At 59.7% G+C, this 19,280-nt stretch carries 18 protein-coding genes; 15 read left to right on the top strand and 3 right to left on the bottom strand.

What is annotated here, in order from left to right:
- Positions 1–319: 319 nt before the first annotated feature.
- The 15 genes from FHW68_RS05510 to FHW68_RS05440 all read left to right on the top strand — a co-directional run bounded on the left by FHW68_RS05510 (position 320) and on the right by FHW68_RS05440 (position 16,218).
- Complete coding sequence (locus tag FHW68_RS05510) at positions 320–733, top strand: NADH-quinone oxidoreductase subunit A (protein WP_007905050.1); 414 nt, start codon at positions 320–322, stop codon at positions 731–733.
- A 10-nt stretch (positions 734–743) separates the two neighbouring features.
- Positions 744–1,418 (top strand): NADH-quinone oxidoreductase subunit B family protein, encoded by a 675-nt coding sequence (locus tag FHW68_RS05505; protein ID WP_007905053.1) that lies wholly within the window; start codon positions 744–746, stop codon positions 1,416–1,418.
- Between the two features lie 72 nt (positions 1,419–1,490).
- Entirely contained in the window at positions 1,491–3,275 is a 1,785-nt protein-coding gene (gene nuoC, locus FHW68_RS05500; protein WP_095631552.1) for an NADH-quinone oxidoreductase subunit C/D, read from the top strand.
- 2 nt (positions 3,276–3,277) lie between these two features.
- On the top strand, positions 3,278–3,775 hold the full coding sequence (gene nuoE / locus FHW68_RS05495) for an NADH-quinone oxidoreductase subunit NuoE (RefSeq protein WP_007905058.1): 498 nt from the start codon (positions 3,278–3,280) through the stop codon (positions 3,773–3,775).
- Positions 3,772–5,127 carry an NADH-quinone oxidoreductase subunit NuoF gene (gene nuoF, locus FHW68_RS05490; protein WP_095631553.1) on the top strand — a complete coding sequence of 452 codons (1,356 nt, stop codon included), beginning with the start codon at positions 3,772–3,774 and terminating at the stop codon, positions 5,125–5,127. The genes nuoE and nuoF overlap by 4 nt, the downstream gene beginning before the upstream one ends.
- A 137-nt stretch (positions 5,128–5,264) precedes the next feature.
- Complete coding sequence (gene nuoG / locus FHW68_RS05485; RefSeq protein WP_183679221.1) at positions 5,265–7,979, top strand: NADH-quinone oxidoreductase subunit NuoG; 2,715 nt, start codon at positions 5,265–5,267, stop codon at positions 7,977–7,979.
- Positions 7,976–8,983, top strand: a complete 1,008-nt coding sequence (gene nuoH / locus FHW68_RS05480; protein WP_095631555.1) for an NADH-quinone oxidoreductase subunit NuoH — start codon at positions 7,976–7,978, stop codon at positions 8,981–8,983. The genes nuoG and nuoH overlap by 4 nt, the downstream gene beginning before the upstream one ends.
- Positions 8,984–8,995: 12 nt before the next feature.
- Positions 8,996–9,541 carry an NADH-quinone oxidoreductase subunit NuoI gene (nuoI, locus tag FHW68_RS05475; RefSeq protein ID WP_218228028.1) on the top strand — a complete coding sequence of 182 codons (546 nt, stop codon included), beginning with the start codon at positions 8,996–8,998 and terminating at the stop codon, positions 9,539–9,541.
- Positions 9,542–9,550: 9 nt separating this feature from the next.
- Positions 9,551–10,054, top strand: a complete 504-nt coding sequence (gene nuoJ / locus FHW68_RS05470) for an NADH-quinone oxidoreductase subunit J (protein WP_095631557.1) — start codon at positions 9,551–9,553, stop codon at positions 10,052–10,054.
- Between the two features lie 2 nt (positions 10,055–10,056).
- Complete coding sequence (gene nuoK, locus FHW68_RS05465) at positions 10,057–10,365, top strand: NADH-quinone oxidoreductase subunit NuoK (RefSeq protein ID WP_007905077.1); 309 nt, start codon at positions 10,057–10,059, stop codon at positions 10,363–10,365.
- A complete protein-coding gene (gene nuoL / locus FHW68_RS05460) occupies positions 10,362–12,215 on the top strand; it encodes an NADH-quinone oxidoreductase subunit L (protein WP_183679219.1) in 1,854 nt (617 codons plus the stop codon). Before nuoK ends, nuoL begins: the two co-directional genes overlap by 4 nt.
- 39 nt (positions 12,216–12,254) lie before the next feature.
- Positions 12,255–13,787 carry an NADH-quinone oxidoreductase subunit M gene (gene nuoM, locus FHW68_RS05455; protein ID WP_095631559.1) on the top strand — a complete coding sequence of 511 codons (1,533 nt, stop codon included), beginning with the start codon at positions 12,255–12,257 and terminating at the stop codon, positions 13,785–13,787.
- Positions 13,788–13,794: 7 nt separating this feature from the next.
- A complete protein-coding gene (gene nuoN / locus FHW68_RS05450; RefSeq protein ID WP_095631560.1) occupies positions 13,795–15,258 on the top strand; it encodes an NADH-quinone oxidoreductase subunit NuoN in 1,464 nt (487 codons plus the stop codon).
- Between the two features lie 305 nt (positions 15,259–15,563).
- A complete protein-coding gene (locus FHW68_RS05445) occupies positions 15,564–15,914 on the top strand; it encodes a toxin (protein WP_095631561.1) in 351 nt (116 codons plus the stop codon).
- Positions 15,904–16,218 (top strand): DNA-binding transcriptional regulator, encoded by a 315-nt coding sequence (locus tag FHW68_RS05440; protein WP_095631562.1) that lies wholly within the window; start codon positions 15,904–15,906, stop codon positions 16,216–16,218. The genes FHW68_RS05445 and FHW68_RS05440 overlap by 11 nt, the downstream gene beginning before the upstream one ends.
- A gap of 180 nt (positions 16,219–16,398) precedes the next feature.
- Here FHW68_RS05440 and FHW68_RS05435 read toward each other — a convergent pair whose 3' ends face one another.
- From FHW68_RS05435 to FHW68_RS05425, 3 genes are read right to left on the bottom strand one after another with little or no spacing between them, the layout of a single operon-like run.
- Complete coding sequence (locus tag FHW68_RS05435; protein ID WP_095631563.1) at positions 16,399–18,141, bottom strand: ABC transporter substrate-binding protein; 1,743 nt, start codon at positions 18,139–18,141, stop codon at positions 16,399–16,401.
- A 48-nt stretch (positions 18,142–18,189) separates the two neighbouring features.
- Entirely contained in the window at positions 18,190–18,462 is a 273-nt protein-coding gene (locus tag FHW68_RS05430) for a DUF2160 domain-containing protein (RefSeq protein ID WP_183679217.1), read from the bottom strand.
- Between the two features lie 10 nt (positions 18,463–18,472).
- Positions 18,473–19,273: a carbohydrate ABC transporter permease gene (locus tag FHW68_RS05425; protein ID WP_183679215.1), complete on the bottom strand. Its 801-nt coding sequence runs from the start codon at positions 19,271–19,273 to the stop codon at positions 18,473–18,475.
- Positions 19,274–19,280 lie beyond the last annotated feature (7 nt).

Here is a 19,280-nt window from a genome sequence, read left to right as displayed (position 1 = left end):
GACAACTTCCCAGCCACTCACCTGTTAAACAGTTTGAAAAGCGCGACAAATAATATTGATTATCATTTAGCGGCAAGTATGTTCGTTACATTCCCTACAAAACATATTTGACAAAACCCCCGCTAATGCCCGAGCGGCATGGGCTACAGGTCTTTGGAGGCATGCTATGTCCTTATTCTTGTAAATAATTTCGCTATCTGAATTTTACTTGCTCGGTGTTTAGCCATAAAATCACCGCGATTGATTGCTGCGACATATCGTCACTGCTTTGTTTCTTTTCAAGCTCAGAGACCTTTGCTCTCTGTTAAGGATTTCCAGCATGCCCGAAGCGACCGGACTCATGGCCCACAACTGGGGCTTTGCCATTTTCCTTCTGGGTGTCGGCGGCCTTTGCGCCTTCATGCTCGGCGTCTCCAGCCTCCTCGGGTCAAAAGCCTGGGGCCGCAGCAAAAACGAACCGTTCGAGTCCGGCATGCTACCTACCGGTGGCGCCCGCTTGCGGCTCTCAGCCAAATTCTATCTGGTCGCGATGCTCTTCGTGATCTTCGATATCGAAGCCCTTTTTCTCTTTGCCTGGTCTGTGTCCGTCCGCGAAAGCGGCTGGACCGGATTCGTCGAAGCTCTCGTTTTCATAGCAATTCTGTTGGCAGGTCTTGTCTACCTATTCCGAGTGGGCGCCCTTGACTGGGCTCCGGAAGCTCGGCGCAAGCGGCAAGCGAAGCTGAAACAATGAGGCTTTGGCAATGCAATACAATCTCACCAGGATCGACCCCGATGCTCCTAACGAGCAGTATCCGATTGGCAAACGGGAAACCGTTTCCGATCCGTTAGAAGATCAAGTCCACAAAAACATTTTCATGGGCAAGCTCGAAGACGTGCTCAACGGCACGATCAACTGGGGGCGCAAGAACTCCCTGTGGCCGTACAACTTCGGTCTTTCGTGCTGCTACGTGGAAATGACCACCGCCTTCACGGCGCCCCACGACATCGCGCGCTTTGGCGCCGAGGTTATCCGGGCATCGCCGCGTCAGGCGGATTTCATGGTTATCGCCGGTACCTGCTTCATCAAGATGGCGCCGATCATTCAGCGTCTCTACGAGCAAATGCTCGAGCCTAAATGGGTCATCTCCATGGGTTCGTGCGCCAACTCCGGTGGCATGTACGACATCTACTCCGTCGTTCAAGGGGTGGACAAGTTCCTGCCCGTGGACGTCTACGTGCCTGGCTGCCCGCCCCGCCCTGAAGCTTTCCTGCAAGGCTTGATGCTGTTGCAGGAGTCGATTGGCCAGGAGCGTCGCCCACTTTCCTGGGTCGTTGGTGATCAAGGCGTCTATCGCGCCGAGATGCCTTCCGAAAAGGAAAAGCGCCGCGAACAGCGTATTCAGGTAACCAACCTGCGCAGCCCCGACGAAGTCTGATCCAGATCTGTTCTTACAAAGAAACGAGAAACTGGCTTCATTCTTTACGTTGACCGAAAGCGATAAATAACCATGACTACAGGCAGTGCTCTGTACATCCCGCCTTACAAGGCAGACGACCAGGATGTGGTCGTCGAACTGAACAATCGTTTTGGCCCGGAGGCGTTCAGCGCCCAGCCGACCCGCACCGGCATGCCGGTGCTTTGGGTTGCCCGCGCCAAACTCGTCGAAGTCCTGACCTTCCTGCGCAACTTGCCCAAGCCGTACGTCATGCTCTATGACCTGCACGGCGTGGACGAGCGTCTGCGCACCAAGCGTCAAGGGCTGCCAAGCGGCGCCGACTTCACTGTGTTCTATCACTTGATGTCGATCGAACGTAATAGTGACGTAATGATCAAGGTCGCCTTGTCCGAGAGCGACCTCAGCGTACCGACCGTTACCGGTCTGTGGCCAAACGCCAACTGGTACGAGCGTGAAGTGTGGGACATGTACGGCATCAACTTTGCCGGTCACCCGCACCTGACGCGCATCATGATGCCGCCGACCTGGGAAGGCCACCCGCTGCGCAAGGACTTCCCGGCCCGCGCCACCGAATTCGACCCGTTCAGCCTGACGCTGGCCAAGCAACAGCTTGAGGAAGAAGCCGCGCGCTTCAAGCCTGAAGATTGGGGCATGAAGCGTTCCGGTGCGAACGAGGACTACATGTTCCTCAACCTGGGCCCCAACCACCCTTCGGCGCACGGGGCGTTCCGCATCATTCTGCAGCTGGACGGTGAAGAGATCGTCGACTGCGTGCCGGACGTCGGTTACCACCACCGTGGTGCCGAGAAGATGGCCGAGCGTCAGTCCTGGCACAGCTTCATTCCGTACACCGACCGGATCGACTACCTCGGCGGCGTGATGAACAACCTGCCGTACGTGCTCTCGGTCGAGAAGCTGGCCGGCATCAAGGTGCCCGAGAAGGTCGACGTCATCCGCATCATGATGGCCGAGTTCTTCCGGATCACCAGCCACCTGTTGTTCCTGGGGACCTACATCCAGGACGTCGGCGCCATGACCCCGGTGTTCTTCACCTTCACCGACCGTCAGAAGGCGTACACGGTGATCGAAGCCATTACCGGTTTCCGTCTGCACCCGGCCTGGTACCGCATCGGTGGCGTCGCCCACGACCTGCCGCGCGGCTGGGAAAAACTGGTCAAGGATTTCGTCGAGTGGATGCCAAAGCGTCTGGACGAATACCAGAAAGCCGCACTGGACAACAGCATCCTGCGTGGCCGGACCATCGGCGTCGCCGCCTACAACACCAAGGAAGCCCTGGAATGGGGCGTCACCGGTGCAGGCTTGCGTTCGACCGGTTGCGATTTCGACCTGCGTAAAGCGCGCCCTTACTCGGGTTACGAAAACTTCGAATTCGAAGTGCCGCTGGCGGCCAATGGCGATGCCTACGACCGTTGCATCGTTCGCGTCGAAGAAATGCGCCAGAGCATCAAGATCATCGAGCAGTGCATGCGCAACATGCCGGAAGGCCCGTACAAGGCGGATCACCCGCTGACCACGCCGCCGCCCAAAGAGCGCACGCTGCAACACATCGAGACCCTGATCACGCACTTCCTGCAAGTTTCGTGGGGCCCGGTCATGCCGGCCAACGAATCTTTCCAGATGATCGAAGCGACCAAGGGCATCAACAGTTATTACCTGACGAGCGATGGCGGCACCATGAGCTACCGCACCCGGATTCGTACCCCAAGCTTCCCGCACTTGCAGCAGATCCCTTCGGTGATCAAAGGCAGCATGGTCGCGGACTTGATCGCGTACCTGGGTAGTATCGATTTCGTTATGGCCGACGTGGACCGTTAAGCATGAACAGCACGCTTATCCTGACAGACCGTTTCGCCCTGAGCGAAACCGAGCGCTCGGCCATCGAGCATGAGCTGCATCACTACGAAGACCCGCGCGCGGCGTCGATCGAAGCCCTGAAGATCGTCCAGAAGGAACGTGGCTGGGTGCCTGATGGCGCGCTCTACGCCATTGGCGAAATCCTTGGCATCCCCGCCAGCGACGTTGAAGGCGTGGCAACGTTCTATAGCCAGATCTTCCGTCAGCCCGTGGGCCGTCACATCATTCGCGTCTGCGACAGCATGGTCTGCTACATCGGCGGCCACGAGTCGGTGGTCAGCGAAATCCAGAGCAAGCTGGGCATCGGCCTGGGCCAGACCACTGCCGACGGTCGTTTCACCCTGCTGCCGGTCTGCTGCCTCGGCAACTGCGACAAGGCGCCGGCGTTGATGATCGACGACGACACATTCGGTGATGTGCAGCCTGCCGGTGTTGCCAAACTGCTCGAGGGCTACGTATGACCCTGACTTCCTTCGGTCCTGCCAACCGCATCAAGCGTTCGGCCGAGACTCATCCGCTCACCTGGCGTCTGCGTGACGACGGCGAAGCCGTATGGCTCGACGAATACCAGGCCAAGAACGGTTACGCCGCTGCGCGCAAAGCCTTCGCCGACATGGCCCAGGACGACATCGTCCAGACCGTGAAAGACTCCGGCCTCAAGGGCCGCGGCGGTGCAGGCTTCCCCACGGGCGTGAAGTGGGGCCTGATGCCAAAGGACGAATCCATCAACATCCGCTACTTGCTGTGCAACGCGGATGAGATGGAGCCGAACACCTGGAAAGACCGCATGCTGATGGAGCAACTGCCCCATCTGCTGATCGAAGGCATGCTGATCAGTGCTCGCGCGCTGAAAACCTACCGTGGCTACATCTTCCTGCGTGGCGAATACACCACCGCCGCCAAGCACCTCAACCGTGCCGTGGAAGAAGCCAAGGCAGCAGGCCTGCTGGGTAAGAACATCCTGGGCAGCGGCTTTGATTTCGAGCTGTTCGTGCACACCGGCGCCGGGCGCTACATCTGCGGTGAAGAAACCGCACTGATCAACTCCCTCGAAGGCCGCCGCGCCAACCCGCGCTCCAAGCCGCCCTTCCCTGCCGCCGTAGGCGTGTGGGGCAAGCCGACTTGCGTGAACAACGTTGAAACCCTGTGCAACGTGCCGGCGATCATTGCCGACGGCGTGAGCTGGTACAAATCGTTGGCCCGCGAAGGCAGCGAAGACATGGGCACCAAGCTCATGGGCTTCTCCGGCAAGGTCAAGAACCCTGGCCTGTGGGAATTGCCGTTCGGCATCACCGGTCGCGAACTGTTCGAAGACTACGCCGGCGGCATGCGCGACGGTTACAAGCTCAAGTGCTGGCAGCCAGGCGGTGCCGGTACCGGTTTCCTGTTGCCGGAGCACCTGGACGCACAAATGTATGCCGGCGGCATCGCCAAAGTGGGCACCCGTATGGGTACCGGCCTGGCCATGGCGGTGGACGACAGCATCAACATGGTGTCGTTGCTGCGCAACATGGAAGAGTTCTTCTCCCGCGAATCCTGTGGCTTCTGCACCCCGTGCCGTGACGGTCTGCCGTGGAGCGTCAAGCTGCTGCGCGCGATCGAGAACGGTGAAGGGCAAGCCGGCGATATCGAGACCCTGCTGGGTCTGGTCGGTTTCCTCGGCCCTGGCAAGACCTTCTGTGCACACGCACCGGGTGCCGTGGAGCCGTTGGGTAGCGCCATCAAATACTTCCGTCCAGAGTTCGAAGCCGGCATCGCGCCCACCAGCGCCGTCGTCCCGCCTCTGGCAAAGCCGATCGTAGTCGGCGCGTAAACGCTTAAAAAAGCGAAGGGTCCGTGCCCTTCGCTTTGTCGTGTGATGACGCCGTAAACGGCTGTGTTGATTCACGCGAATAACAAGATTCCATTAGCCACGCCCGCTGACACCGGGCCAACGAAGAACTTTGAACCATGGCCACTATCCACGTAGACGGCAAAGAGCTCGAAGTCGATGGGGCAGACAACCTGTTACAGGCGTGTCTGTCGCTAGGCCTCGATATCCCTTATTTCTGCTGGCACCCAGCCCTTGGCAGCGTTGGCGCTTGCCGCCAGTGCGCGGTCAAGCAGTACACCGACGAGAACGACAAGCGTGGTCGGATCGTCATGTCCTGCATGACCCCCGCCACCGACGGCAGCTGGATCTCCATCGACGACGAAGAAGCGAAAGTGTTTCGCGCAAGCGTCGTTGAATGGCTGATGACCAACCACCCTCACGACTGCCCGGTCTGTGAGGAAGGCGGTCACTGCCACCTGCAAGACATGACGGTGATGACCGGCCACAACGAGCGCCGTTATCGCTTCACCAAGCGTACTCACCAGAACCAGCAACTGGGCCCGTTCATTTCCCACGAAATGAACCGCTGCATCGCTTGCTATCGCTGCGTGCGCTTCTATAAGGACTACGCCGGCGGCACCGACCTCGGCGTATTCGGCGCCCACGACAACGTGTACTTCGGTCGCGTTGAAGACGGCGTGCTGGAAAGCGAGTTCTCCGGCAACCTCACCGAGGTCTGCCCGACCGGCGTGTTCACCGACAAGACCCACTCCGAGCGCTACAACCGTAAATGGGACATGCAATTCTCGCCGAGCATCTGCCATGGCTGCTCCAGCGGTTGCAACATTTCCCCGGGCGAGCGTTACGGCGAACTGCGTCGCATCGAAAACCGCTTCAACGGTTCGGTGAACCAGTACTTCCTGTGCGACCGTGGCCGTTTCGGCTATGGCTACGTCAACCGCGAAGACCGCCCGCGTCAGCCACTGCTGGCCAACGGCGCCAAGCTGAGCCTCGACGAAGCGCTGGATAAAGCCGCTGACCTGCTGCGTGGTCGCAACATCGTCGGCATCGGTTCGCCGCGCGCCAGCCTCGAAAGCAACTACGCGTTGCTGGAACTGGTCGGTGCCGAGCATTTCTACTCCGGTATCGAAGCTGCTGAACTTGAGCGCATTCGCCTGGTTGTGCAGGTGCTCAAAGACAGCCCGCTGCCGATCCCGAACATGCGCGACATCGAAGATCACGATGCGATTTTCGTCCTCGGCGAAGACCTGACCCAGACGGCTGCGCGTATGGCCCTGGCCCTGCGTCAATCGGTCAAGGGCAAGGCCGAAGACATGGCCGACGCCATGCGCGTTCAGCCGTGGCTCGATGCCGCGGTGAAGAACATCGGTCAGGACGCGCTGAACCCGCTGTTCATCGCCAGCCTGGCTGAAACCAAGCTCGACGACGTGGCTGAAGAATGCGTTCACGCCGCTCCCGACGACCTGGCTCGCATCGGTTTCGCCGTGGCTCACGCCCTCGATGCCAGCGCGCCGGCCGTTGAAGGCCTGGACGCTGAAGCCCTCGAACTGGCTCAGCGCATCGCCAACGCCCTGCTCGCTGCCAAGCGTCCGTTGATCATTGCCGGCACCTCGCTGGGTTCCAAGGCGTTGATCGAAGCTGCTGCAAACATTGCCAAAGCCCTGAAGCTGCGCGAGAAGAACGGCTCCATCAGCCTGATCGTGCCAGAAGCCAACAGCCTCGGCCTGGCCATGCTCGGTGGTGACTCGGTCGACGCGGCCCTGCAAGCGGTGATCGACGGTAAGGCCGACGCCATCGTCGTGCTGGAAAACGATCTGTACACCCGTACCGACAAAGGCCGTGTCGATGCTGCCCTGAACGCCGCAAAAGTGGTGATCGTGGCCGACCATCAGAAGACCGCCACCAGCGATCGCGCGCACCTGGTGCTGCCAGCGGCCAGCTTCGCTGAAGGCGACGGTACGTTGGTCAGCCAGGAAGGCCGCGCCCAGCGTTTCTTCCAGGTCTTCGACCCGACTTACCTCGACGCAAGCATTCTGGTTCACGAAGGCTGGCGCTGGCTGCATGCCCTGCGTTCGACCCTGCTGAACCAGCCGATCGACTGGACCCAACTGGACCACGTCACCGCTGCCGTTGCTGCGAGCAAACCGCAACTGGCGCGCATCGTCGAGGCCGCACCGTCTGCCGCGTTCCGTATCAAAGGCCTGAAACTGGCTCGCGAACCGCTGCGTTACAGCGGCCGGACCGCCATGCGCGCCGATATCAGCGTGCATGAACCGCGTACGTCCCAAGACAACGACACGGCGTTCTCGTTCTCCATGGAAGGTTACTCGGGCTCGGCCGAACCGCGTCAGCAAGTGCCATTCGCCTGGTCTCCGGGCTGGAACTCGCCGCAAGCCTGGAACAAGTTCCAGGACGAAGTCGGTGGTCATCTCCGCGCCGGCGACCCGGGCATTCGCCTGATCGAAAGCACCGGTGATTCGCTGAACTGGTTCGCCAGTGTTCCGCGCGCGTTCAACCCAGCTCCGGGCACCTGGCAGGTCGTGCCGTTCTTCCACCTGTTCGGCAGCGAAGAAAACTCTTCCAAAGCCGCGCCGGTCCAGGAACGCATTCCAGCCCCTTACCTGTCGCTGGCCAAGTCCGAAGCCGATCGTCTGGGCGTCAATGACGGTGCCCTGCTGAGCCTGAACGTGGCCGGCCAGACCCTGCGTCTGCCACTGCGTATCAACGAGGAGCTGGGCGCCGGTCTGGTCGCATTGCCGGCCGGTATCGCCGGCATCCCGCCAGCGATCTTTGGCCAATCCGTTGACGGTCTGCAGGAGGCAGCGCTATGACCTGGTTCACTCCTGAAGTGATCGACGTAATCATCGCGGTCCTCAAGGCCATCGTGATTCTGCTCGCCGTGGTGGTGTGCGGCGCGCTGTTGAGCTGGGTCGAGCGTCGTCTGCTCGCCCTCTGGCAGGACCGTTACGGTCCGAACCGCGTCGGCCCGTTCGGCGCGTTCCAGATCGCCGCGGACATGATCAAGATGTTCTTCAAGGAAGACTGGACCCCGCCGTTCGCCGACAAAGTGATCTTCACGTTGGCGCCGGTCGTGGCCATGAGCGCCTTGCTGATGGCCTTCGCGATTATCCCGATCACCCCGACCTGGGGCGTGGCGGATATCAACATCGGCATCCTGTTCTTCTTCGCCATGGCCGGTCTGTCGGTCTACGCGGTGCTGTTCGCCGGCTGGTCGAGTAACAACAAGTTCGCCCTGTTGGGCAGCTTGCGGGCCTCGGCACAAACCGTGTCGTACGAAGTGTTCATGGGCCTGTCGCTGATGGGCATCGTGATCCAGGTCGGCTCGTTCAACATGCGCGACATCGTTGAATACCAAGCGCAGAACATGTGGCTCATCATTCCGCAGATCTTCGGTTTCCTGACCTTTTTCATCGCTGGTGTCGCCGTGACTCACCGTCACCCGTTCGACCAGCCGGAAGCGGAACAGGAACTGGCCGACGGTTACCACATTGAATACGCCGGCATGAAATGGGGGATGTTCTTCGTCGGTGAGTACATCGGCATCGTGCTGATTTCGGCGCTGCTGGTGACCTTGTTCTTCGGTGGCTGGCACGGTCCGTTCGGCATTCTGCCGCAGATCCCGTTCATCTGGTTCGCGCTGAAAACCGCGTTCTTCATCATGTTCTTCATCCTGTTGCGCGCCTCGATTCCGCGCCCACGGTATGACCAAGTGATGGATTTCAGCTGGAAGTTCTGCCTGCCGCTGACCCTCGTCAACATGCTGGTGACCGCTGCGGTCGTGTTGCTCAACACGCCCGCCGTCGCGGCTCAGTGAGGATAGAGAATCATGAAGTACATTTTTGACATCGTGCATGGCTTCTTCACCCAGCTTCGCAGCCTGGTGATGATCTTCGGCCATGCCTTTCGCAAGCGCGACACGCTGCAATACCCGGAAGAACCCGTGTACCTGCCGCCGCGCTTCCGTGGGCGTATCGTGCTGACCCGCGACCCCGACGGCGAAGAGCGTTGTGTAGCCTGCAACCTGTGCGCCGTGGCGTGCCCGGTGGGTTGCATCTCGCTGCAGAAAGCTGAAACCGAAGACGGTCGCTGGTACCCGGACTTCTTCCGCATCAACTTCTCGCGCTGCATTTTCTGCGGCCTCTGCGAGGAAGCCTGCCCGACCACCGCGATCCAGCTGACACCGGATTTCGAAATGGCCGAGTTCAAACGTCAGGACCTGGTGTACGAGAAAGAAGATCTTTTGATCTCCGGCCCCGGCAAAAACCCTGATTACAACTTCTATCGTGTTGCAGGTATGGCGATTGCCGGTAAGCCTAAAGGCGCCGCGCAGAATGAAGCCCAGCCGATCAACGTGAAGAGCTTGCTGCCTTAAGGAAGAAAGATGGAATTCGCTTTCTATTTCGCATCGGGTATCGCTGTTGTGTCCACGCTTCGCGTGATCACCAACACCAACCCCGTGCACGCCCTGCTCTACCTGATCATTTCGCTGATCGCCGTGGCCATGACGTTCTTCGCCCTCGGCGCACCGTTTGCCGGTGTCCTGGAAGTGATCGCCTACGCCGGCGCCATCATGGTGCTGTTCGTGTTCGTGGTGATGATGCTGAACCTGGGCCCGGCCTCGGTTCAGCAAGAGCGCGTCTGGCTCAAGCCCGGCATTTGGCTGGGCCCCGTCGCCCTCGGCGCCCTGCTGCTGGTTGAACTGCTGTACGTACTGTTCAGCGATGCCAGCGGTCAGGCCATCGGCCACACCACCGTAGACGCCAAGGCCGTGGGCATCAGCCTGTTCGGCCCGTATCTGCTGGTGGTCGAACTCGCCTCGATGCTGCTGCTCGCCGCAGCCGTCACGGCGTTCCACTTGGGCCGCAACGAAGCCAAGGAGCAATGACGATGCCTGCTATCCCTTTGGAGCATGGTCTGGCGGTCGCCGGCATCCTGTTCTGCCTCGGTCTGGTCGGCCTGATGGTCCGGCGCAACATTCTCTTCGTGCTGATGAGCCTGGAGGTCATGATGAATGCCTCCGCGTTGGCGTTCATCGTTGCCGGTAGCCGCTGGGGTCAGCCGGATGGACAGATCATGTTCATCCTGGTGATCAGCCTGGCAGCCGCCGAGGCCAGTATTGGCCTGGCGATTCTGTTGCAGCTGTATCGCCGCTTCCACACTCTCGATATCGACGCTGCCAGCGAGATGCGCGGATGAACCTTCTCTATCTGACTTTCGTATTCCCTCTCATCGGTTTCCTGCTGCTGTCGTTCTCCCGTGGACGCCTCTCGGAAAACCTTTCGGCGCTGATCGGCGTCGGCTCCATTGGCCTGTCGGCAATCGTCACGGCTTACATCATCTGGCAGTTCAACGTTGCGCCCCCTGAAGGCGGTCACTACACCCAAGTGTTGTGGCAGTGGATGGCGGTGGAAGGCTTCACGCCTAACTTCGCGCTGTACCTGGATGGTCTGTCCCTGACCATGCTGGGTGTGGTGGTCGGCGTTGGCTTCCTGATCCACCTGTTCGCATCCTGGTACATGCGCGGTGAAGCCGGTTACTCGCGCTTCTTCGCCTACACCAACCTGTTTATCGCCAGCATGCTGTTCCTGGTCCTGGCCGATAACCTGCTGTTCGTGTACTTCGGCTGGGAAGGCGTGGGCCTGTGCTCCTACCTGTTGATCGGTTTCTACTACAGCAACCGCAACAACGGTAACGCGGCACTCAAAGCCTTCATCGTGACCCGCGTCGGCGACGTGTTCATGGCCATCGGCCTGTTCATCCTGTTCCAGCAGTTGGGCACGCTGAACATTCAGGAACTGCTGGTCAAGGCGCCTGAGCATTTCAAGGCCGGCGACTTCTGGATCGTGCTGGCGACCCTCATGCTGCTGGGTGGCGCTGTCGGTAAATCCGCGCAACTGCCGCTGCAAACCTGGCTGGCGGATGCGATGGCCGGCCCGACCCCGGTTTCGGCACTGATCCACGCCGCGACCATGGTGACCGCCGGTGTCTACCTGATCGCCCGTACCCACGGCCTGTTCGCCCTGGCGCCGGACATTCTGCACCTGGTCGGTGTCGTGGGTGGTGTGACGCTGGTACTGGCAGGTTTTGCCGCACTGGTGCAGACCGACATCAAACGTATCCTCGCCTATTCGACCATGAGCCAGATCGGCTACATGTTCCTGGCCCTGGGCGTAGGTGCGTGGGAAGGCGCGATCTTCCACCTGATGACCCACGCCTTCTTCAAGGCACTGCTGTTCCTTGCATCCGGTTCGGTGATCGTTGCCTGCCACCACGAGCAGAACATCTTCAAGATGGGCGGCCTGTGGAAGAAGCTGCCACTGGCCTACGCCAGTTTCATCGTCGGCGGCGCGGCCCTGGCGGCCTTGCCTCTGGTGACCGCGGGCTTCTACTCCAAGGATGAAATCCTCTGGGAAGCGTTCGCCAGCGGTAACCAAGGCCTGCTTTATGCCGGTCTGGTCGGTGCCTTCATGACCTCGCTGTACACCTTCCGCCTGATCTTCATCGCGTTCCACGGTGAAGCGAAGACCGAAGCGCACGCCGGTCACGGCATTGCTCACTGGTTGCCACTGTCGGTGCTGATCGTACTGTCGACGTTCGTCGGCGCGATGATCGTTCCGCCGCTGCACGATGTACTGCCACAAAGCGTCGGCCATGCCGGCGGCGACGCCAAGCACAGTCTGGAAATCGCCTCGGGCGCCATCGCCCTGGCCGGTATCCTGCTGGCCGCGCTGCTGTTCCTCGGCAAGCGCCGCTTCGTCACCGCCATCGCCAACAGCGGCGTCGGCCGCTTCCTTTCGGCCTGGTGGTTCGCTGCCTGGGGCTTCGACTGGATCTACGACAAACTGTTCGTCAAGCCTTACCTTGCGATCAGCCACATTCTGCGCAAAGACCCGCTCGACCAGACCATCGGTCTGATCCCGCGTATGGCCAAAGGCGGTCACACCGCCCTGAGCCGTACCGAGACCGGTCAATTGCGTTGGTATGCCGCCTCGATGGCTGCTGGTGCCGTGCTGGTAGTCGGCGCCGTCGTGCTGGTAGCGGTCTGATATGAACCTTGCGAACTTGCGAAAGGAAACGAGCCCGTCATGATTCTGCCCTGGCTAATCCTGATCCCCTTCATCGGCGGCCTGCTGTGCTGGATGGGTGAGCGCTTCGGCGCTACCCTCCCCCGCTGGATTGCGCTGATCACCATGTCCCTGCTGCTCTCCCTTGGCCTCTGGCTGTGGGCCAACGGTGACTATTCATTTGCACCGGCGCCTGGCGCCGATCCGACCTGGGTGATTGAGTTCAAACACGTCTGGATCCAGCGTTTCGGCATCAACGTGCACCTGGCCCTCGACGGCTTGTCGCTGTTGATGATCCTGCTGACCGGCCTGCTGGGTGTCCTCTCGGTACTCTGCTCGTGGAAAGAGATCCAGCGTCACGTGGGCTTCTTCCACCTGAACCTGATGTGGATTTTGGGCGGCGTCGTCGGCGTGTTCCTCGCCCTCGACCTGTTCATGTTCTTCTTCTTCTGGGAAATGATGCTGGTGCCGATGTATTTCCTCATCGCGCTCTGGGGTCACAGTTCTTCGGACGGCAAGAAAACCCGGATCTACGCGGCGACCAAGTTCTTCATCTTCACCCAGGCTTCCGGCCTGATCATGTTGGTGGCGATCCTGGGCCTGGTACTGGTCAACTTCAATGACACCGGCGTGATTACCTTCAACTACGCCGACCTGTTGAAAACCAAGATGTCGACGACCACCGAGTACATCCTGATGCTCGGCTTCTTCATCGCCTTCGCGGTCAAGCTGCCAGTCGTACCGTTTCACTCCTGGTTGCCTGACGCTCACGCCCAGGCGCCGACCGCGGGTTCCGTGGACCTGGCCGGTATCTTGTTGAAGACTGCGGCCTATGGCCTGCTGCGTTTCGCCTTGCCGCTGTTCCCGAACGCCTCGGCCGAATTCGCGCCGTTCGCGATGACCCTGGGTCTGATCGGGATCTTCTACGGCGCGTTCCTGGCTTTCGCACAAACCGACATCAAGCGTCTGATTGCCTTCTCGTCCGTTTCCCACATGGGCTTCGTACTGATCGGCATCTACTCCGGCAGCCAACTGGCGCTGCAGGGCGCAGTGATGCAGATGCTGGCGCACGGTCTGTCGGCCGCGGCACTCTTTATCCTCTCCGGTCAGCTGTACGAGCGTACCCACACCCGCGATATGCGTGAAATGGGTGGCCTGTGGTCGAAGATTGCCTACCTGCCGGCTCTGAGCCTGTTCTTCGCCGCCGCGTCCCTGGGCTTGCCGGCGACCGGTAACTTCGTCGGTGAGTTCCTGATCCTGATCGGCACCTTCGCCAGCGCCCCATGGATTACCGTGATTGCGACGTCCGGCCTGGTGTTCGGTTCGGTCTACTCGCTGATCATGGTCCACCGTGCCTTCTTCGGCCCGTCCAAATCGGACGCGGTGCTGCATGGCATGGACGGTCGCGAACTGATCATGGTGGTCGGGCTTGCGGCGCTGCTGATTTACATCGGCGTGTACCCGCAACCGTTCCTCGATACCTCTGCCGCGACGATGCATGGCGTGCAGCAGTGGCTCGGCACCGCCTTCACTCAACTCGCTTCGGCCCGGTAAGAGCGCTATGGAATTCACGACTCAACACTTTATCGCGCTTGCGCCGTTGTTGATCACCAGCGCCACGATCATCGTGGTGATGCTGGCTATCGCATGGCGCCGCAACCACTCACAGACCTTCCTGCTGTCGGTGGCAGGTCTGAACCTGGCGCTGCTGTCGATCCTGCCAGCCCTGAAAGTCGCGCCGCTGGCCGTGACGCCATTGCTGCAGATCGACACCTTCGCCTGCCTGTACATGGCGCTGATCCTGGTCGCCACCCTCGCCTGTGTAACCCTCGCCCACGCCTATTTGGGCGATGGCGGTTCGGGTTACCCGGGCAACCGTGAAGAACTTTACCTGCTGATCCTGATGTCCGCCGCCGGTGGCCTGGTGTTGGTCAGCGCGCAGCACCTGGCTGGCTTGTTCGTCGGTCTGGAACTGCTCTCGGTACCGGTTTACGGTCTGGTGGCGTATGCCTTCTTCAACAAGCGTTCGCTGGAAGCCGGCATCAAGTACATGGTGCTGTCGGCTGCCGGTTCCGCGTTCCTGTTGTTCGGCATGGCCCTGCTCTACGCCGATTCCGGCAGCCTGAGCTTCAACGGCATCGGTCAGGCCCTGGCGGCCACCGGCCTGCCAAGTTCGCTGGCTCAACTGGGCCTGGGCATGATGCTGATCGGCCTGGCGTTCAAATTGTCGCTGGTACCGTTCCACCTCTGGACCCCGGACGTTTACGAAGGTGCTCCGGCGCCGGTGGCGGCGTTCCTGGCCACCGCCTCGAAAGTCGCTGTGTTCGCGGTGATGGTGCGTCTGTTCCAGATCTCGCCAGCGGCGAGCAGTGGCGTGCTGAGCGACGTGCTGACCCTCATCGCCATCGCCTCGATCCTGTTCGGTAACCTGCTGGCACTGACCCAGAGCAACCTCAAGCGTCTGCTGGGTTATTCGTCCATCGCTCACTTCGGTTACCTGCTGATCGCCCTGGTGGCGAGCAAAGGCCTGGCCGTGGAAGCCATCGGCGTGTACCTGGTCACCTACGTGATCACCAGCCTTGGTGCGTTCGGTGTGATCACCCTGATGTCCTCGCCGTACAACGGCCGTGACGCGGACGCCCTGTACGAATACCGCGGCCTGTTCTGGCGCCGTCCGTACCTGACCGCCGTCCTGACCGTGATGATGCTGTCCCTGGCCGGTATCCCGCTGACCGCGGGCTTCATCGGCAAGTTCTACATCATCGCCACCGGTGTCGAGTCGCAGCAATGGTGGCTGGTCGGCTCCCTGGTACTGGGTAGCGCCATTGGCGTCTTCTACTACCTGCGAGTGATGGTCACCCTGTACCTGATCGAACCGAACCTGCGTCGCCACGATGCGCAACTGCACTGGGAACAACGTGCAGGCGGCGTGATGCTGCTGGCGATTGCCGTACTGGCGTTCTTCCTCGGCCTGTACCCGCAGCCGCTGCTGAACCTGGTTCAACAATCGGGGTTGGCGGGTTGATCGCTTAGCGATACTCGGTAACAAACAAAAACGGCACCTTCGGGTGCCGTTTTTGCGTTTTGGGGACAAGATCAAAAGATCGCAGCCTTCGGCAGCTCCTACAGGGTATTGCGTAAACTTTTGATCCTTATTGCTCGCCCCTCTCCTCCCCGATATCCAGAATCGCCTCGCGGATGAATCAGCCGCGTCCTACATCCCGATCCCGCCTTCGACTTTAATGTAATGACTTGACCGAAATGGCAGGCACAGAAGCCTTGACCTATTCGATTCTTGTGATAGAAATATACGCAGGTAACGTACAGAACATGGACGCTCTTTTTATCGAATTACCCGCATTTCAAAAGCATCGAAATGACTACCTGGACGACGAACTGTTTCGCAGCTTTCAACTGGAGCTGCTGAAAAACCCGGAAACCGGCGACCTGGTGGAAGGTATGGGCGGGTTGCGAAAGGTCCGTTTCTCCGACCAGCGACGAGGCAAAGGCAAGCGCAGTGGACTAAGGGTGATTTATTACTGGTGGTCGGGTTTTGATCAATTCTGGCTGTTCACCGTATATAGCAAACACGAGCAAAACGACTTGTCGCCTTCCCAGAAGAAACTTTTCAGACAAACTCTATATAGCGAAATCAACACGAGATCCCACTATGAAACGTGACATTTTTGCCGAACTGATGGAAGGCCTTGAAGCCTTGGCCGACGAGCGCCAAGGCAAGGTCACGCTGCGAACCCACAAGGTCAAACTGCCAAAACTGGTGCCAATCACTGCCGAGGAAGTGGTAGCTATACGCCAACAGCTCAACCTTTCCCGTTCGGTATTCGCGATGTACTTGCGCACCAACACCCGGACGCTGGAGAACTGGGAGCAAGGGCGGGCGAAACCTAATGCTCAGGCGACAACGCTGATCCGGCTGGTTGAGCGTTTTCCGGACACGGTTCAACAACTGGCGGCGCTGACCTGAAGTGTTTGCGGCGTATTCAATGACGCCATCGCGAGCAGGCTCGCTCCCACAGGGGACGACGTTCTGTCAGAAAGAATGCGGTTCAATGTGGGAGCGAGCCTGCTCGCGATGGCGGTGGCACAGAGACAAATAAAAACGGCACCTGTTGCGGTGCCGTTTTGCCTCACGCGGTCCCGCTGTTTACTTACGCGCCGCCTCCCACGATTTCAGCAGTTCGGCATAGCTCACGGTTTCGCCCTTCGGCTTCTCGTTCGCCAGTTTCGCTTTCGGCGCACCCGGCTGATCGAACCAGTACTGGGCATCCCGCTCAGGATTCATTTTCGGCCCGCAGGTCGGTTGTACCTTGGAGCGCTCCAGACGGGTCAGGATTGCATCCTGATCCTTGGCCAGACCGTCCAGTGCCTGTTGCGGTGTTTTCTCGCCACTGGCCGCTTCAGCAATGTGGCTCCACCACAGTTGGGCCAAACGTGGATAGTCCGGCACGTTGGTCCCGGTCGGGGTCCATTGCACGCGGGCCGGGCTGCGATAGAACTCCACCAGACCACCCAGTTTCGGTGCCAGGTCGGTCATGGCTTGCGAGTTGATGTCCGACTCGCGGATCGGCGTCAGGCCGACGATGGTTTTCTTCAGGGATACGGTTTTCGAGGTCACGAACTGCGCGTACAGCCAGGCTGCGAGTTTTTGCTTTTCAGGCGTGGACTTGAGGAAGGTCCAGGAACCGGCGTCCTGATAACCGAGCTTCATGCCCTCCTCCCAGTACGGGCCTTTCGGCGAGGGTGCCATGCGCCATTTCGGCGTGCCGTCGGCATTCATCACCGGCAGGCCCGGTTTGGTCATGTCGGCGGTAAACGCGGTATACCAGAAGATCTGCTGGGCGATGTTGCCCTGGGACGGCACCGGCCCGGATTCGGAGAAGGTCATGCCCGCCGCTTCCGGTGGCGCGTATTTTTTCATCCAGTCCACGTACTTGGTGGTCGCATACACCGCCGCCGGGCCGTTGGTATCGCCGCCGCGGGTCACGCTGGAGCCCACCGGATGACAATCCTCGACACGGATGCCCCACTCATCTACCGGCAAGCCGTTGGGAATGCCTTTATCGCCGGCACCCGCCATGGAGAACCAGGCATCGGTAAAGCGCCAGCCCAGGGACGGGTCTTTCTTGCCGTAGTCCATGTGCCCATAGATACGCTTGCCGTCGATTTCCTTGACGTCTTCGCTGAAGAATTTGGCGATGTCTTCATAGGCCGACCAGTTCACCGGTACGCCCAGTTCATAACCGTATTTTTCTTTGAATTTCGCTTTCAGATCCGCCCGCTCGAACCAGTCGGCGCGAAACCAGTAGAGGTTGGCGAACTGCTGGTCGGGCAGTTGATAAACTTTGCCATCCGGCGCGGTGGTGAACGAGATACCGATGAAGTCTTTGAGGTCCAGGGTCGGTGAGGTGTAGGCCTTGCCTTCGTTGGCCATCAGGTCGGTGATCGATTCGGTCTTGCCGTAGCGAAAATGCGTACCGATCAGGTCGGAGTCGTTGACCCAGCCGTCATAGATATTCTTGTCCGATTGCATCTGGGTCTGCAGCTTTTCCACCACGTCGCCTTCCTGCAGCAGGTCGTGGGTCAGCTTGATCCCGGTGATCTCGGTAAAGGCCTTGGCCAGCGTTTTGGATTCATATTCGTGGGTCGCGATGGTTTCCGAAACCACCTTGATGCTCATCCCGCGAAACGGCTCGGACGCCTTGATAAACCATTTCAACTCTTCGAGCTGCTGTTCCGGGGTCAGGGTGGACGGTTTGAATTCGCTGCCAATCCATTTCTTGGCGGCGTCTTCATAGGCATCGGCCCAGGCCGCAGCACTCAAACCACTGAGTGCCAGCATGGCTGCCAATGAAACGCTATGTCGCAGCTTATTGTTCTTGTCGAACATAGAGACCTCCTGTTTAGGTTTCGGGACATGCATGCCGATCGATTTCGACTAGCCCCAACGCATCACAGCCAACAGCCACACCAGGGACAACGCGAACGCCACCCAGATGCTCCAGTCGGTGACGCCGATTACCAGCAAATGCAGGTAGGCGCTGCCGAGAAGACCGATAAACAATCGATCGCCACGGGTCGTGGCAATCGGCAAAAAACCACGCCGAGGGATGCTCGGCGAACGCAATTCCCAGGTCGTCATACCCGTCAGGATCATGGCAATGACGCTGAAGAATGCCGCCGTGGGGCCAGTCCAACTCATCCATTCCATCATCAGTTCCTCATACCCGGCCCAGGGCAAAGCCCTTGGCCACGTGGTTGCGAACAAACCAGATCACCAGCATGCCCGGCAGGATGGTCAACACCCCCGCCGCCGCCAGTACGCCCCAGTCGATGCCGGACGCCGAGACCGTGCGGGTCATCACCGCCGCGATGGGTTTGGCGTTCACCGAGGTCAGGGTTCGCGCCAGCAGCAGCTCGACCCAGGAAAACATGAAGCAGAAAAACGCCGTGACACCGATCCCGGAGCCGATCAGCGGGACGAAGATCTTCACGAAGAACTTGGGGAAACTGTAGCCGTCGATGTAGGCGGTTTCGTCAATTTCCTTGGGAACGCCGGACATGAAGCCTTCAAGAATCCATACCGCCAACGGCACGTTGAACAGACAGTGCGCCAACGCCACCGCGATGTGGGTATCGAACAACCCGATCGAGGAATACAGCTGAAAAAATGGCAACAGAAACACCGCCGGTGGTGCCATGCGGTTAGTCAGCAGCCAGAAGAACAGGTGCTTGTCGCCGAGGAAACGATAGCGCGAAAACGCATACGCCGCTGGCAGCGCCACGCTCAGGGAGATCACCGTATTGAGGCTCACGTAATACAGCGAGTTGAGATAACCGGTGTACCAGCTCGGGTCAGTGAAGATCACCGTGTAGTTGGCGAAGGTGAAATCCTGGGGAAACAGGGTCAGACCGCCGAGGATTTCGGTGTTGCTCTTGAAGGACATGTTCAGCAGCCAGTAGATCGGCACCAGCAGGAACAGGATGTAGATCAGCAACGGGATAAGCTTTCTCTTGCTCATGGCAGGC

Origin of the sequence: Pseudomonas sp. Tn43 (assembly GCF_014192635.1) — a bacterium.
Lineage (GTDB): Bacteria > Pseudomonadota > Gammaproteobacteria > Pseudomonadales > Pseudomonadaceae > Aquipseudomonas.
This window is presented reverse-complemented; position numbering and strand designations above follow the sequence as displayed.

Bases quoted from the DNA above. Each gene is read 5' to 3' on its own strand.
- FHW68_RS05430 (WP_183679217.1), bottom strand. From the start codon at position 18,462: ATGGAATGGATGAGTTGGACTGGCCCCACGGCGGCATTCTTCAGCGTC.
- FHW68_RS05435 (WP_095631563.1), bottom strand. From the start codon at position 18,141: ATGTTCGACAAGAACAATAAGCTGCGACATAGCGTTTCATTGGCAGCC.
- nuoJ (WP_095631557.1), top strand. From the start codon at position 9,551: ATGGAATTCGCTTTCTATTTCGCATCGGGTATCGCTGTTGTGTCCACG.
- nuoM (WP_095631559.1), top strand. From the start codon at position 12,255: ATGATTCTGCCCTGGCTAATCCTGATCCCCTTCATCGGCGGCCTGCTG.
- nuoH (WP_095631555.1), top strand. From the start codon at position 7,976: ATGACCTGGTTCACTCCTGAAGTGATCGACGTAATCATCGCGGTCCTC.
- FHW68_RS05510 (WP_007905050.1), top strand. From the start codon at position 320: ATGCCCGAAGCGACCGGACTCATGGCCCACAACTGGGGCTTTGCCATT.
- nuoN (WP_095631560.1), top strand. From the start codon at position 13,795: ATGGAATTCACGACTCAACACTTTATCGCGCTTGCGCCGTTGTTGATC.
- nuoE (WP_007905058.1), top strand. From the start codon at position 3,278: ATGAACAGCACGCTTATCCTGACAGACCGTTTCGCCCTGAGCGAAACC.
- nuoG (WP_183679221.1), top strand. From the start codon at position 5,265: ATGGCCACTATCCACGTAGACGGCAAAGAGCTCGAAGTCGATGGGGCA.
- nuoC (WP_095631552.1), top strand. From the start codon at position 1,491: ATGACTACAGGCAGTGCTCTGTACATCCCGCCTTACAAGGCAGACGAC.
- nuoI (WP_218228028.1), top strand. From the start codon at position 8,996: ATGAAGTACATTTTTGACATCGTGCATGGCTTCTTCACCCAGCTTCGC.
- nuoF (WP_095631553.1), top strand. From the start codon at position 3,772: ATGACCCTGACTTCCTTCGGTCCTGCCAACCGCATCAAGCGTTCGGCC.
- nuoK (WP_007905077.1), top strand. From the start codon at position 10,057: ATGCCTGCTATCCCTTTGGAGCATGGTCTGGCGGTCGCCGGCATCCTG.
- FHW68_RS05505 (WP_007905053.1), top strand. From the start codon at position 744: ATGCAATACAATCTCACCAGGATCGACCCCGATGCTCCTAACGAGCAG.
- nuoL (WP_183679219.1), top strand. From the start codon at position 10,362: ATGAACCTTCTCTATCTGACTTTCGTATTCCCTCTCATCGGTTTCCTG.
- FHW68_RS05425 (WP_183679215.1), bottom strand. From the start codon at position 19,273: ATGAGCAAGAGAAAGCTTATCCCGTTGCTGATCTACATCCTGTTCCTG.
- FHW68_RS05445 (WP_095631561.1), top strand. From the start codon at position 15,564: ATGGACGCTCTTTTTATCGAATTACCCGCATTTCAAAAGCATCGAAAT.
- FHW68_RS05440 (WP_095631562.1), top strand. From the start codon at position 15,904: ATGAAACGTGACATTTTTGCCGAACTGATGGAAGGCCTTGAAGCCTTG.